13 protein-coding genes and 1 pseudogene are annotated in these 12960 nt (G+C 64.4%); 13 read left to right on the top strand and 1 reads right to left on the bottom strand.

The window, feature by feature from the left end; translation table 11 throughout:
• Window positions 1-96 precede the first annotated feature (96 nt).
• Entirely contained in the window at window positions 97-711 is a 615-nt protein-coding gene (locus BLR31_RS16585) for a TetR/AcrR family transcriptional regulator (RefSeq protein ID WP_090597936.1), read from the bottom strand.
• 230 nt (window positions 712-941) lie between these two features.
• Here BLR31_RS16585 and BLR31_RS16580 point away from each other — a divergent pair, with 230 nt between their 5' ends.
• The 13 genes and pseudogenes from BLR31_RS16580 (at window position 942) to BLR31_RS16525 (ending at window position 12923) form a co-directional block, all read left to right on the top strand.
• Entirely contained in the window at window positions 942-1877 is a 936-nt protein-coding gene (locus BLR31_RS16580) for a patatin-like phospholipase family protein (RefSeq protein WP_210183946.1), read from the top strand.
• A 105-nt stretch (window positions 1878-1982) separates the two neighbouring features.
• Entirely contained in the window at window positions 1983-2891 is a 909-nt protein-coding gene (locus BLR31_RS16575) for a LysR family transcriptional regulator (protein WP_090597931.1), read from the top strand.
• 228 nt (window positions 2892-3119) lie between these two features.
• The gene (trbB, locus tag BLR31_RS16570) at window positions 3120-4124 is read left to right on the top strand and encodes a P-type conjugative transfer ATPase TrbB (protein WP_176762717.1); all 1005 of its coding nucleotides are present in this window, start codon (window positions 3120-3122) and stop codon (window positions 4122-4124) included.
• Window positions 4121-4462: a TrbC/VirB2 family type IV secretion system protein gene (locus BLR31_RS16565; protein WP_090597928.1), complete on the top strand. Its 342-nt coding sequence runs from the start codon at window positions 4121-4123 to the stop codon at window positions 4460-4462. The genes trbB and BLR31_RS16565 overlap by 4 nt, the downstream gene beginning before the upstream one ends.
• Window positions 4462-4731 (top strand): VirB3 family type IV secretion system protein, encoded by a 270-nt coding sequence (locus BLR31_RS16560; protein WP_090597926.1) that lies wholly within the window; start codon window positions 4462-4464, stop codon window positions 4729-4731. The genes BLR31_RS16565 and BLR31_RS16560 overlap by 1 nt, the downstream gene beginning before the upstream one ends.
• A 12-nt stretch (window positions 4732-4743) precedes the next feature.
• Window positions 4744-7171: pseudogene (trbE, locus tag BLR31_RS16555) on the top strand (conjugal transfer protein TrbE); the annotation flags it as partial.
• A gap of 20 nt (window positions 7172-7191) precedes the next feature.
• Complete coding sequence (trbJ, locus tag BLR31_RS22080; protein WP_244505110.1) at window positions 7192-8094, top strand: P-type conjugative transfer protein TrbJ; 903 nt, start codon at window positions 7192-7194, stop codon at window positions 8092-8094.
• A gap of 2 nt (window positions 8095-8096) precedes the next feature.
• Window positions 8097-8489 (top strand): putative entry exclusion protein TrbK-alt, encoded by a 393-nt coding sequence (gene trbK-alt / locus BLR31_RS16550; protein WP_090597921.1) that lies wholly within the window; start codon window positions 8097-8099, stop codon window positions 8487-8489.
• Window positions 8486-9811 carry a P-type conjugative transfer protein TrbL gene (trbL, locus tag BLR31_RS16545; protein WP_090597919.1) on the top strand — a complete coding sequence of 442 codons (1326 nt, stop codon included), beginning with the start codon at window positions 8486-8488 and terminating at the stop codon, window positions 9809-9811. Before trbK-alt ends, trbL begins: the two co-directional genes overlap by 4 nt.
• The gene (gene trbF / locus BLR31_RS16540; protein ID WP_090597917.1) at window positions 9811-10503 is read left to right on the top strand and encodes a conjugal transfer protein TrbF; all 693 of its coding nucleotides are present in this window, start codon (window positions 9811-9813) and stop codon (window positions 10501-10503) included. Before trbL ends, trbF begins: the two co-directional genes overlap by 1 nt.
• The gene (gene trbG, locus BLR31_RS16535) at window positions 10500-11516 is read left to right on the top strand and encodes a P-type conjugative transfer protein TrbG (protein ID WP_090597915.1); all 1017 of its coding nucleotides are present in this window, start codon (window positions 10500-10502) and stop codon (window positions 11514-11516) included. Before trbF ends, trbG begins: the two co-directional genes overlap by 4 nt.
• Entirely contained in the window at window positions 11513-12691 is a 1179-nt protein-coding gene (locus BLR31_RS16530; protein ID WP_090597914.1) for a TraB/TrbI/VirB10 family type IV secretion system protein, read from the top strand. Before trbG ends, BLR31_RS16530 begins: the two co-directional genes overlap by 4 nt.
• A 13-nt stretch (window positions 12692-12704) precedes the next feature.
• Window positions 12705-12923 carry a DUF2274 domain-containing protein gene (locus BLR31_RS16525; RefSeq protein WP_090597912.1) on the top strand — a complete coding sequence of 73 codons (219 nt, stop codon included), beginning with the start codon at window positions 12705-12707 and terminating at the stop codon, window positions 12921-12923.
• The last annotated feature ends 37 nt before the right edge of the window (window positions 12924-12960 follow it).

Below are 12960 nucleotides of genomic sequence, written 5' to 3'. Positions count from 1 at the left end.
ACTTACTGGAAAGTCAATGAGTTTGTGACGAGATCACCGTCGGGCGACCAGTGAACCTCGCCGTGCCGTTCGGAGCGAACGTGTCCAAACCCCGTTTCAGCGGGGCGACTTGAGACCGTGGAAGACGAGATCGCGGTAGTTGGCCAGGTATTTATTATGGTCGATGGGCCGCCGGTCGCTGAAAACGACCGTCCACACATTGGCAAGCACAGCGGGAGAGAGGAGGATTTCCGTCGTCCCCTCCAAAGCGTTAGCCCGGAATTCCCCTCGCTTCACGCCGAGCGCCAGCAGCGCCTTGAGCCGGTCGATGGAGGGTTGCAGGAACTCGACGAAATAGTCGTCCAGCAATTGCGGGAAGTGTCGCCCTTCCGCCACCAGCAGGTGGAAGATCTCCCGAGTACGTCGTTCCCTTGTGATCCTGGCGTAAAGATCGGTCAGCGATTCCGACAACAGCTCGGCGACCTGTTTGTCCGCCGGCACCTCGGTCGTGGTCTCGAAAACCGGGGCGAAATGGCGGATGACGGCGTTGAACAGCGCTTCCTTGGTCTCGAAGTAGAAGTAGACTGTTCCCTTGGTCACCCCGACCGCCTTGGCGACGTCCTCAACGCGCGTGGCCATATAGCCCTTGCGTACGAATTCCTCGACCGCCGCCTCGAGAATTTCTCTCGGCCGTTCGAGCTTTTGCCGGGCACGCTTGCCTAGATCGGGCATATTCTACCTCCTGTCGGCCCTGACAGTGACCGTCTTGTCTGGTGATGGCTTGGGATTTTTCATTTCTCCCATCATGGGACAGCATGCCTGAGATCGAAAGTTCCCGCGCTCACTTCATTGACTATCTAGCAAGTCAATTATACATTCGCAACCACACTGGTTACCAGCAATGCCTGCCAGTTCTGATTTGCCGGCCCGGAAGGGGCATTGAGTGTAGGGAGCAGCAAGCTTTGAAACAGATCAAGGTAGGTCTGGCCTTAGGGAGCGGTGCCGCACGCGGATGGTCTCATATCGGCGTCTTGGAGGCGCTACTGGACGCAGGCATCGTCCCGGACATCGTGTGTGGCACGTCCATGGGCGCGTTGGTCGGCGGGGCGTATGCCAGCGGCCGCCTTGCGGAACTCAAGGCTTGGGCGGTTACCGCGGACCGGAAGGTCGTCACGTCGATGATCGACGTCAGCCTTCTGGCTGGCGGGTTAGTGGACGGGATGCGCATCGTCAAATGGCTGGGCGATCTCGAAGTGTCGCGCGACATCGAAACGCTTGGTGTACCCTTCGGAGCCGTCGCTACCGACCTGACGACAGGACGCGAAGTGTGGCTTCAAAGTGGAGCGCTGGACAAGGCTATTCGTGCTTCCATCGCCTTGCCGGGCATCTTTAGCCCGACTGAAATTGAAGGGCGATGGCTGGTCGATGGCGGTTTGGTCAATCCGGTGCCTGTGTCGCTTTGCCGGGCGATGGGCGCAGACTTCATCATCGCCGTCAATCTCAATGAAGATCTTCTTGGCCGGCGCCTGACCCGAACTGAAGACACTTCCAATCAGGCCTCTTCCGCGAAGGGCAGCAATCTGCTGGACGCGATCATATCCATGCCGGCCTCCCTGCGCGCGCAAGCATCTGGCTTCAAACTGTTCGGCACCAGCGGCACGACGCCAGGCTATTTCGACGTGTTGGCCAATGCGATCAATATCATGCAGGATCACATCACCCGATCGCGGCTTGCCGGCGAGCCGCCCCATGTTCAGATCCTGCCGCGTGTTATCGATATGGGGCTGATGGACTTTCATCGCGCTGAGGCGGCGATTGCCGAAGGGGGTAGAGCGACCGAGACCGCCTTGCCGAACATCAAGGCCAAGCTCGTGCATGTAGCCGAACATTCAGGTTGAAAGCAGGTGAAGATTACTCAAGTTCCGTGTGTTAGCCAGTTCGGCGATCATCGAAAAAGATGCATGAAGCGGCCGGTGCGCTGAGGTTTGTCGCAGGTTGGCGTAATGATCATCACGCTTCGCCATCTCTATTATATGAGTCTGATCGCCCGCACCGGCAGCTTCAGAAGGGCCGCCGAGGCGGCCGGGGTGAGCCAGCCCGTCATCTCCGACCAGATCGCCGCCATCGAGCAGCACTATGGGGTCAGGTTATTCCACCGGGGGCAATCGGGCGCCCGGCCGTCCGAGCTGGGCTGGAATTATATCCGCTCGGCCGATCGCATCCTCGGCGAGTTTGCGCAGATGGAGGAGCGGCTGAAATCGGGGGCGGCGGGAACCTACGGCACCATCTCGGTGGGCTATTACAAGTCCCTGACCAACGGCGCCCTGCGCGCCGCGTTCAGATCGATGATCAAATCCCATCCCGATATTGGTATCGTCCCCCTAGTCGCCGGATTCGACGACCTGGCGCGTTCAGTCCGCATGGGCGCCCTCGATCTTGCCGTTCTGGGGACCGAAGCGAGCGCCTGCGACACTCTCAAAGTCTTGCCCCTCTGGTCCGACCGTGTCATGGCGGTCCTCCCGGAGGACCATAAGCTCGCCGAACGGGACTATCTCTACTGGACCGACCTACTGGGAGAGAAATTCCTGTTCAGCCGCCACGATCCCGGTCCCGACCTTGCCCATATGCTCACCGCCAGGCTGGCCTCGCCCGGCAGGCGGCCCGATATCACCATCATGCGGGTCAATCGCGAGGACGTGTTGAACTTCGTCGGCATCGGCGCCGGCGTCAGTCTGCAATGCGAGTCCGCCATCCTTCCCGGCATCGGCGTCACCTTCCGCGAGATGCGCGAAGGCATGGCCGCCTCCCGCATCGGGTATTCGGCCTGCTGGCGCGAAGACAACGACAATCCCGCCCTCAATATCTTCCTTAATATGCTCCGCAATGGCGGTCGCAACGAGATGGACGCATAGCCGGTCGGTCACCGTCGTCTCCGAATCGGTGGCGTGACCGATATGGCGTGAATGGCCATTTTGCCTGGCTTCGCGAGGTGAGCGCCGGGGCGATCTACGCCTGAGCAAGTATTTTTTCGCCCCTTTATGACCGCCGAAGGTCCGCTATTGCGCGCGCCGGTTTTCCGGTTTTCTTGATTGACCCGTCGCCGTCCGCATAGGTCGCGGACGGCCTGAACGGGGCCGATCATGGGCAAATCAGTTTCTACTATTTCCGCATCGTCCCGCGGCGCGCGCATGCTGCGCACGGCGCTGGGTCCGGTCATCGGCGAGCTGCTGTCTGACCCCGCCATCATCGAAGTTATGCTCAATCCCGACGGCCGCATCTGGGTTGATCGCCTGCGCGAGGGGCTTGCTGATAGCGGCGCCACCATGCCGCCTGAGGATGGCGAGCGCATCGTCCGGCTAGTTGCCCATCACGTCGGCGCTGAAGTTCATCCCGGTTCTCCCCGCGTCTCGGCCGAGCTCCCCGAGAGCGGCGAGCGCTTCGAGGGCTTGCTGCCCCCCGTGGTGACGGCGCCCAGCTTCGCCATCCGCAAGCCGGCGATTTCCGTATTCACCCTCGACGACTATGCGGCGTCCGGCATCATGTCCGAGGGCCAGGCCGCGTTCCTGAGCCGGGCCGTGATCGAGCGCCGCAACATCATCGTCGCCGGCGGCACCTCCACCGGCAAAACCACCCTGGTCAACGCGCTCCTCGCCGAAGTTGCAAAGACTACCGACCGCATCGTCCTGATCGAGGACACGCGCGAGCTGCAATGCGCCGCTCCCAACCTAATCGCGCTGCGCACAAAAGACGGCGTGGCCTCGCTCACCGACTTGGTGCGCTCCGCCCTCCGTCTGCGTCCCGACCGTATCCCGATCGGAGAGGTGCGCGGACCGGAGGCCCTCGACCTGCTCAAGGCATGGTCCACGGGCCATCCCGGCGGCATCGGCACGCTCCACGCCGGATCGGTGCAGGGCGCATTACGCCGCCTCGAGCAATTGATCGCCGAGGCCGTGGTCACCGTGCCGCGCCCGCTCATCGCGGAAACCGTCGATGTGGTTGCCGTCCTCGCCGGGCACGGTCCCTCGCGAAAACTGGTCGAGCTCGGCTTCGTCGCGGGGCTCGACGTAGCGACGGGCGACTATCTCATCGTCCCGGCGGCCCAGCCCAAATCCTCCCGCTCCCCCAAGAAAGGATTCCTGCCGTGAACCACGCCCCTGCGGCCCGGCGCTTCCGCGCACTCCTCTCCCGTTCTTCGCTCACCTGCGCCTTCACCACGCTGATGCTGGCGCCGGCCTATGCCGCCGGATCCTCCATGCCCTGGGAAGGGCCGTTGCAAACCATCCTCGAATCCATCGAGGGGCCGGTCGCCAAGATCTTTGCCGTGATCATCATCATCCTGACCGGCATCGGGCTGGCGTTCGGGGATACCTCTGGGGGTATCCGCCGAGCGATCCAGATCGTCTTTGGTCTCTCCATAGCCTTCGCGGCCAGCTCGTTTTTCCTGTCGTTTTTCTCCTTCGGCGGCGGCCTGGTGGTGGCCTGATGGACGCGAACACATCCATTGCCGGGTTTTTCGCACCCGTCCATCGGGCCGTCACCGAACAGATTCTCGTGGCTGGCGTGCCGCGGGCCATCGCCATCACCAACGGCACGTTGGCCGCGGCGATCGGGCTCGGTCTTCAACTCTGGATTGTCGGCCTGGTGCTGTTTGTTCTCGGTCATGCGGCCGCACTCTGGGCCACGCGCCACGACGCGCAGTTCGTCGACGTTGCCCGCCGACACCTGCGTTACCCCAGCTATCTGCGCGTGTGAGGGAGGATCAAAATGCTCAACCTCGCCGAATATCGCCGCAAAGGACGCCTCCTTTCCGACTATCTGCCCTGGGCCGCGCTCATCGCGTCGGGTGTCGTGCTCAACAAGGATGGCTCGCTCCAGCGGACAGCGCGCTTTCGCGGGCCGGATCTCGACAGCGCCACTCCGGCTGAGCTGGTCGGCACCACCGGACGGCTCAACAACGCGCTGCGCCGCCTCGGCTCGGGCTGGGCGCTGTTCTTCGAGGCGCAGCGTCATCCGGCAGGAGACTATCCCGAAAGCCTGTTTCCCGATCCCGCCTCGGCCCTGCTCGACGCGGAACGCAAGGCCCAGTTCGAGGAAGCTGGCGTGCTGTTCGAGAGCAGCTATTTTCTGACCTTCGTTTGGCTGCCGCCCGCCGAGGAGGCGTCACGCGCGGAAAGCTGGCTCTACGAGGGCAAATCAAAGTCCGGCGTCGATGCCCATGACCTGCTGCGCGGCTTCATCGATCGCACCGATCGCGTGCTCGGCCTGCTCGACAGTTTCATGCGCGAGCTCGCCTGGCTCGATGACGACGAGACGCTCACTTACCTGCATTCCACCATCTCGACCAATCGCCAGCGCGTGCGGGTCCCCGACGTTCCGATGCACCTCGATGCGCTTCTCGCCGACCAACCGCTTGTCGGCGGCCTCGAGCCGCGCCTGGGCGATCACCATATCCGTACGCTGACTGTCATCGGTTTTCCGGCAACGACCTTTCCGGGGATATTGGACGACCTCAATCGTCTCGCCTTCCTCTACCGCTGGTCGACGCGCGCCATTCTCCTGGACAAGACCGACGCCACAAGGCTGCTGACCAAGATCCGGAGGCACTGGTTCGCCAAGCGCAAGTCGATCGGCGCGATCATCAAGGAGATCGTCACCAACGAGCCTGCCGCGCTGCTCGACAGCGATGCCGCCAACAAAGCGCTCGATGCCGACATGGCCCTGCAGGAACTGGGCTCGGATGCCATCGGCGAGGCCCTTATCACCGCGACCGTCACCGTGTGGGACGCCGATCCGGCCATCGCCACCGAGAAGCTGCGCCTTGTCGAAAAGCTGGTCCAGGCCCACGACTTCACCGTCATCCCCGAAACACTCAACGCCATCGAAGCCTGGCTCGGTTCTATCCCCGGCCAGTGCTACGCCAATGTGCGCCAGCCGCCGATCTCGACGCTGAACCTGGCGCACATGATCCCGTTCTCGGCGGTCTGGGCCGGACCGGACGAGGATGCGCACTTCAAGGCACCGCCGTTGTTCCACGGCCAGACGGCCGGGGCGACGCCCTTCCGCTTCGTGCTTCATGTCGGCGACGTTGGCCATACGTTGGTGGTTGGACCGACCGGCGCGGGCAAGTCCGTGTTGCTCGCTTTGATGGCGGCTCAGTTTCGGCGGTACGAGAACAGCCAGGTATTCGCCTTCGATTTTGGGGGCTCGATCCGCGCCGCCTGTCTCGGTATGGGCGGGGAATGGTTCGATCTCGGCGGCACGCTCTCCGAGGACCCCGACGATCTCGTGGCGCTGCAACCGCTGGCCCGCATCGACGGGGAGGCCGAACGCGCCTGGGCCGCCGAATGGATCGCCGCCATTCTGCACCGCGAGGGCGTCACCGTCACGCCGCAGATCAAGGAACTCGTCTGGTCGGCGCTCACCTCGCTGGCCTCCGCGCCGATTGAAGAAAGGACGATCACCGGGCTGGCGGTGCTTTTGCAGTCCAATGACCTGAAGCTCGCCCTCAAGCCCTACTGTGTGGGCGGTCCTTGGGGGCGGCTGCTCGACGCCGAGGCCGAACATCTCGGGGACAGCTCGGTGATCGCCTTCGAGACCGAAGGCTTGCTGGAGACCGGCGCCGCTCCGGCCACCTTGTCCTATCTGTTTCACCGCATTGCCGCGCGCCTCGACGGCCGACCCACGCTGATCATCGTCGATGAGGGCTGGCTGGCGCTCGGAGACGACGGGTTTTCCGGCCAGCTCGCCGAGTGGCTGGTGACGCTCAGGAAAAAGAACGCGTCGGTGCTGTTCGCCACCCAATCGCTGGCCCAGCTCGAAAAGAGCACGCTCACCGCTGAGGTGGTCGATTCCTGCCACACGCGGATATTGCTGCCCAACGATCGGGCGATCGAGCCTCAGATCATGGCGATCTATCGCCGCTTCGGGCTCAATGATCGCCAGATCGAGATCATCGCCCAGGCGACGCCAAAGCGCGACTATTACTGTCAGAGCCGGCGCGGCAATCGGCTCTTTGAGCTGGGGCTCGGGCCCATTGGGCTCGCCCTATGCGCGGCCTCGGACCGCACCGACCAGCCCCAGATCGCCAGTCTCGTCGCGGAGCACGGCAGCGACGGCTTTCTCGCCGCCTGGCTCGAGGCGCGCGGGCTCACCTGGGCCGCCGAACTGATCCCCGATCTCACCAACCGCATCCCCGATCCCGAGGAGGACAACATGACCAATGATCCCCGCATCGTCACGACGGACCACAGCACGCGCGTGCTGCTGCCCGAAGACGGAGAGACCGGCTTTCTCGATGTGGCGCCCGCCCGCGACATCGCTGCCCATAAGCGAAGCCGCCGTAACGACACGATCCGTTCGGTCCTTCTGCGCGCCGGGGCCGTTGCCGCGCTGCTGGCCGCAACGGCCGGCACCATTGCCGTGCTCATCCCGGCTCCTGCGAGCGCCTTCATCTTCGGCCCGAGCATCGTCTTCGATCCGACCAATTACGGCGAAAACGTCCTCGCCGCCGCCCGCGCCCTCGAACAGATCAACAATCAGATCGTCAGCCTCCAGAACGAAGCCACCATGCTGCTCAACCAGGCGCGGAACCTCACCTCGTTGCCGACCTCGCTGCTCTCGGACATTCAATCCAACCACACCCGCATGCAAATGCTGCTGCGCCAGGCCGAGCGGCTGGCCTATGACGTGCAATCGATCGAGCAGGTTTTTCAGCAATCCTATTCCGGCTTCGCCTCTGGCCAGACCGATGCCCAGCTTGTCGACACCGCTCGCGCCCGCTGGCAGGATTCCGTTCAGGCGTTCGAGCACGCCTTGCAGGTCGGCGCCGGTGCCGTCGGCAATATAGAACAGAGCCAGCGCCAGACCGGGCAACTCGTGGACGCCAGCCAATCGGCGGTCGGCGCCTTGCAGGCCGTCCAGGCCGGCAACCAGCTTATCGCCGTCCAGTCGCAACAACTCTCCGACCTGACCGCGCTTCTCGCGGCTCAGGGTCGGGCCGACGCCATCGAGCAGGCACGGCAGGCCGCCGAGTACGAGCAGGCCCAGGAGCACTTTTCGCGCTTCATGGCCGGCACGCCCTATCAGCCGCAATTCGTGCGCATGTTCGGCAACTGACCATGCGCCCGCGTCCCCAAGACAGCATCGTCGTGCGGCTGACGCTGGTCGCCACGCTGGTGATCGCGGCCGTCGCGCTGATCGTCATGTTCCATAATCTCGATGCCGGCCGCCAAGCTGTACCGGGTTCGGTCTCCTCCGGTTCCAGCACGGGAGACGCCGAGTTGATCCGCTGCCGCGACCTCGGCATGGCGGCCGCCGAGGATGAAAGCTGCCTCGCTGCCTGGTCGGAAGAACAGCGGCGGTTCCTGGGCACCGAGCGCGCGCCCGAACCACGAGAGCAAAGTCGAACCGACACTGTCGGATCGGTCTCCTCCGCGCTGCCCCCTGTAGGGGAGACCGCAGAGGAAGCGGTCGATGATCAAGAATCCGGACATGGGGAGCTGGCCCCGTGAACAATACCGGCGTCATCGACCGCTTCCTCGACACCTTCACCACCTATATCGACTCTGGCTTCGGGCTGTTGGGCGGCGAGATTGCGTTTCTCACGACCACCCTGATCGTCATCGACATCACGCTCGCGGGCCTGTTCTGGGCCTGGGGCGCCGACGAGGACGTGATCCAGCGCCTGATGAAGAAGACCCTCTATATCGGCTTCTTCGCTTTCATCATCGGCAACTTCAACGGCCTCGCCCAGATCGTCTTCCAGAGCTTTTCCGGGCTTGGGCTGTTGGCCGGCGGTTCCCAGATCACCGCCGATGAACTTCTGCGCCCCGGCGCCGTCGCCCAGACCGGGCTCGACGCCGCGCAACCGCTGCTCGATTCCGCCAGTCAGTTGCTCGGCTTTCCGGCCGTCTTCTTCAACCTCGTGCAGATCGTCGTGCTGCTGGTCGCCTGGATCATCGTGCTCATCGCCTTCTTCGTGCTGTCGGTGCAGATCTTCGTGACGCTGGTAGAGTTCAAGCTGACGACGCTCGCCGGCTTCGTCCTCATCCCCTTCGCGCTCTTCAACAAGACCGCCTTCCTTGCCGAAAAGGTCCTGGGCAATATCGTTGCCTCCGGGGTGAAGATTCTGGTCCTGGCCGTCATCGTCGGCATTGGCTCTGGCCTCTTCAATGAGTTCACCCAGGGCTTTGGGGGTGATCAGCCCACCATCTCTGATGCGATGGCGCTGGTCCTTGCCGCGCTTGCGCTGATGGGCTTGTCGATCTTCGGCCCCGGCATCGCCACCGGCCTGGTGTCCGGCGCGCCCCAGCTCGGCGCGGGAGCGGCTGCCGGCACCGGCCTTGCCGTCGCCGGCATAGGCGCAGCCAGTTTCATGGGTGGCCGCGCCCTTGCTGGTGCGGTCCCGGGTGCTGCACGTGGTTTGGCGACGGCTGGCGGCGCCGCTTCGTCCGCCTATTCCATCGGCGCCGAAACCTCGGGCAAGACCGGTCCTGGCGCCATCCCCGGCGGTGTCGGCGGCATGATCGGCGCGGGCGGTGCTCTTGCCGGTCAAGGCATGCGGGCCTTGGGCCAACGTGCCGTGGCCCCGTTGCGCGAAGGCGCCGCAGCGGGGGCCAACACGGTGCGCGCCGCAGCAGGTCAGAGCACCCCGAACCAATCCGCCGATGCCGCAGGGGCCGCAGCGGGAGCTTCCGGTCAACCCGAATGGGCCAGGCGCATGCACCGGTCCCAGACCATGAGCCACGGCGTCACCACCGCCGCTCACGTCGTCCGCTCCGGCGATTCCGGCGGCGGCGGCGCCTCCGTTTCCCTCCAGCAGGACGACCGCTGATGTTTTCGCTCTTTCGACGCCCTCAATCCCACTACGGCGAAACGCCCGAACCCGAAACGCCGTACCAACGCGCGGCCCAGGTCTGGGACGAACGTATCGGCTCGGCTCGCGTGCAGGCCCGGAACTGGCGATTGATGGCCTTTGGCTCGCTGATCCTCACAGCCGGCTTTGCCGCCGCGCTTGTCTGGCAGTCGGCGCGCGGAACCGTGGTGCCCTGGGTGGTGGAAGTCGACCAGCATGGCGAGGCCCGCACCGTCGCCCCGGCCATCGCCGATTACCAACCCACCGATGCGCAGGTCGCCTGGCATCTCGCCCGCTTCATCGAGCAGGTCCGTTCGATCTCGGCCGACCCCGTCGTGGTGCGGCAGAACTGGCTCGACGCCTACAATTACACGACCGATCGTGGCGCCATGGCGCTCAACGACTATGCCCGCTTGAGCGAACCGTTCGAGCGGGTCGGCCGCGAACAGATCGCCGTCGAGGTGTCGAGTGTCATAAGGGCGTCGGACAGTTCGTTCCGCATCGCCTGGACCGAGCGCCGCTATGAGAACGGCCAGCTCGCCCGCACCGAGCGCTGGACCGCCATCCTCACCACAATCATCCGCCAGCCCCGCACCGCCGATGCCCTGCGCGCCAATCCGCTGGGCGTCTATGTCAACGCCATCAACTGGTCGAGGGAACTCGGACAATGAGCATCGCACGCACCATCAGCCCAAAAAAACTGCCCGTCTCCCTGCCGGCCATTTTTGTCTTCGCCCTCGCGCTGTCGGGCTGCGCCACCAACCGCACCTACATCCCGCCCGAGATCGACTATGACGACATGGCCCCGGCCGTGCTCACCGTCGACCCGCCCGCGCCGGTGCAGGTTGTGGAACTGCCGACACCGCTGCCGCTGCCCGGCCAGCTCCGTCCCCTCGACGCCGAGCGCGAGCCTGACGATCGCGATCCCGCCGATCGCGTGCTCGACGCCAATGAGGAAGCCCGCATGGAGCCGAGCCAGGACGGCTATATCAATGCGGTTCAGGTCTATCCCTTCACCGCCGGCGCACTCTATCAGGTCTACGCCGCCCCCGGTCAGGTCACGGACATCGCCTTGCAACCCGGCGAATCCCTTGTCGGCGCCGGTCCCGTCGCGCTCGGCGACACCGTGCGCTGGATCGTGGGAGACACGGAAAGCGGAGCGGGGGACGCGCGCCAGATCCACATTCTCGTCAAGCCGACGCGGCCGGGTCTGACGACCAACGTGATCATCAACACCGATAGGCGCACTTATCTCCTCGAGTTCAATTCGACCGAGACGGCCTATATGGCTCAGGTCTCGTGGCAATACCCTCAAGACCAGCTCATCGCCCTGCGCCAGCAGAACGCCCAGGTGCAGGCCCAGACCCCCATCGCCCAGGGCGTCGATATCGCCAATCTCAACTTCCGCTACGCGATCGAGGGCGACAGCACGCCATGGCGCCCGCTACGCGCCTTCGACGATAGTCAGAAAGTCTATATCGAGTTTCCGTCCGGCATTGTCCAAGGGGAACTTCCCCCGCTCTTCACCATCGGCGCGGCCGGCGGCACCGAACTGGTCAACTACCGCGTTCGCGACAACTACATGATCGTCGACCGCCTCTTTGCCGCCGCCGAACTGCGCCTCGGCGACGGCAATAGCCAGCGCATCGTGCGGATCGTGCGCACCGATGGGCGGCGGCCATGAGCGAGGCGCCCGACATTCGCGCCGAGCTGCGGCTGCAGCCCGAAATGCCGAAGGTCACCCGGTTGTCGCGCCGCGTCATCATCGGCCTGGTCGGCGTCTCGGGCGTTGCTGTGCTCGGCGCGCTGATCTGGGCGCTCGACACCAACCGCCGCGGCGCCGATCCCGGTCAGGAACTCTACAGCATCGACAACCGCCCGGCCGCCGAGGGCTTGAACACCCTGCCGTCCGACTATGCCGGCGTGCCCCAGCTCGGCCCGGCGCTGCCCGGCGATCTTGGTCGCGCCATTCTCGAAGCCCAGGAGCGCGGCCAGCCGGTTGTGGTGCCGCCGCTCCAGCCGTCCGCCATCGACCGCGAGGAGCAGGCGCGCCTGGCCGAGATCGAATCCGCGCGTTTGAGCCAGCTCTTCGTCGGCGCCAACACGGCCGTTTCGGCGCAAAGCCTGCCATCGCTTCCGCAGCTCACCATGCCGGACTTGATCGCTCCGGTCGCTGCCGAAGCACCTCTGCCGCTCGACGCCGGTGCCGCACAGAATATGCAGGATCGCAAGCTCGACTTCCTGACCGGCGAGGCCGATACGCGCGCCGTCAGCGCCGAAACCCTGATGCTGCCGGCCTCTCCTTATCTCGTGCAGGCGGGTTCGATCATACCGGCCGCGCTGATCACGGGTATTCGATCGGACCTCCCCGGCCAGATCACTGCCCAGGTGACGAGCCCGGTCTATGACACGCCGACCGGGCGCTATCTCCTCATCCCCCAGGGCGCGCGGCTCATCGGCCGCTATGACAGCCAGATCGCCTTCGGGCAGTCCCGTGTTCTTCTGGTATGGGATCGCCTGATCCTGCCTAATGGTCGGTCGATCCTCTTGGATAACCAGCCGGGAACCGACACGATGGGCTTCGCCGGCCTTGAAGACGAGGTGGACTATCATTGGGGCCGCATCTTCCAGGCGGCCGCGCTTTCGACCCTCCTTGGCGTCGGAACGAACCTCGGATCGTCAGGCGAGGAGAGCGAGATCGCCGATGTCATTCGCGAGAGCGCCCAGGGCACCGCCCAGGACGTCGGCCAGCAGATCGTGCAGCGTCAGATCAACATCCAGCCCACCTTGACCATTCGCCCGGGCTTTCCCGTGCGGATTCTGGTCAATCGGGACCTTGTGCTCGAGCCATATCAATAAGGAAGAGTCGACCATGACCAAGCTCAAGCTCGGGCCCATCGTTGACGAGAAGCCAGTTATGGTCACCATCGAACTGCCGGCCGCCGTCAATCGGGATCTCGTCGCTTATGCCGAGGTGCTCGGCCGCGAGACCGGGCAGCCAATCCCTGATCCCACGAAGCTCATAGCGCCGATGGTCCAGCGGTTCATGGCAACGGATCGGGCCTTTGCGAAAGCGCGATCTGGAACATGAAATCGCTGCCCGCTCGTGAGCAAGATGTACCACTTCC

Source organism: Pelagibacterium luteolum (assembly GCF_900100665.1).
GTDB classification, from domain to species: domain Bacteria; phylum Pseudomonadota; class Alphaproteobacteria; order Rhizobiales; family Devosiaceae; genus Pelagibacterium; species Pelagibacterium luteolum.
Note: the sequence above shows the minus strand (reverse complement) of the source record. Positions and strands in the feature narration are given on the sequence as shown.

Bases quoted from the DNA above. Each gene is read 5' to 3' on its own strand.
- BLR31_RS16575 (WP_090597931.1), top strand. From the start codon at position 1,983: ATGATCATCACGCTTCGCCATCTCTATTATATGAGTCTGATCGCCCGC.
- BLR31_RS16560 (WP_090597926.1), top strand. From the start codon at position 4,462: ATGGACGCGAACACATCCATTGCCGGGTTTTTCGCACCCGTCCATCGG.
- trbB (WP_176762717.1), top strand. From the start codon at position 3,120: ATGGGCAAATCAGTTTCTACTATTTCCGCATCGTCCCGCGGCGCGCGC.
- BLR31_RS16525 (WP_090597912.1), top strand. From the start codon at position 12,705: ATGACCAAGCTCAAGCTCGGGCCCATCGTTGACGAGAAGCCAGTTATG.
- trbJ (WP_244505110.1), top strand. From the start codon at position 7,192: ATGACCAATGATCCCCGCATCGTCACGACGGACCACAGCACGCGCGTG.
- BLR31_RS16585 (WP_090597936.1), bottom strand. From the start codon at position 711: ATGCCCGATCTAGGCAAGCGTGCCCGGCAAAAGCTCGAACGGCCGAGA.
- trbF (WP_090597917.1), top strand. From the start codon at position 9,811: ATGTTTTCGCTCTTTCGACGCCCTCAATCCCACTACGGCGAAACGCCC.
- BLR31_RS16530 (WP_090597914.1), top strand. From the start codon at position 11,513: ATGAGCGAGGCGCCCGACATTCGCGCCGAGCTGCGGCTGCAGCCCGAA.
- trbK-alt (WP_090597921.1), top strand. From the start codon at position 8,097: ATGCGCCCGCGTCCCCAAGACAGCATCGTCGTGCGGCTGACGCTGGTC.
- trbG (WP_090597915.1), top strand. From the start codon at position 10,500: ATGAGCATCGCACGCACCATCAGCCCAAAAAAACTGCCCGTCTCCCTG.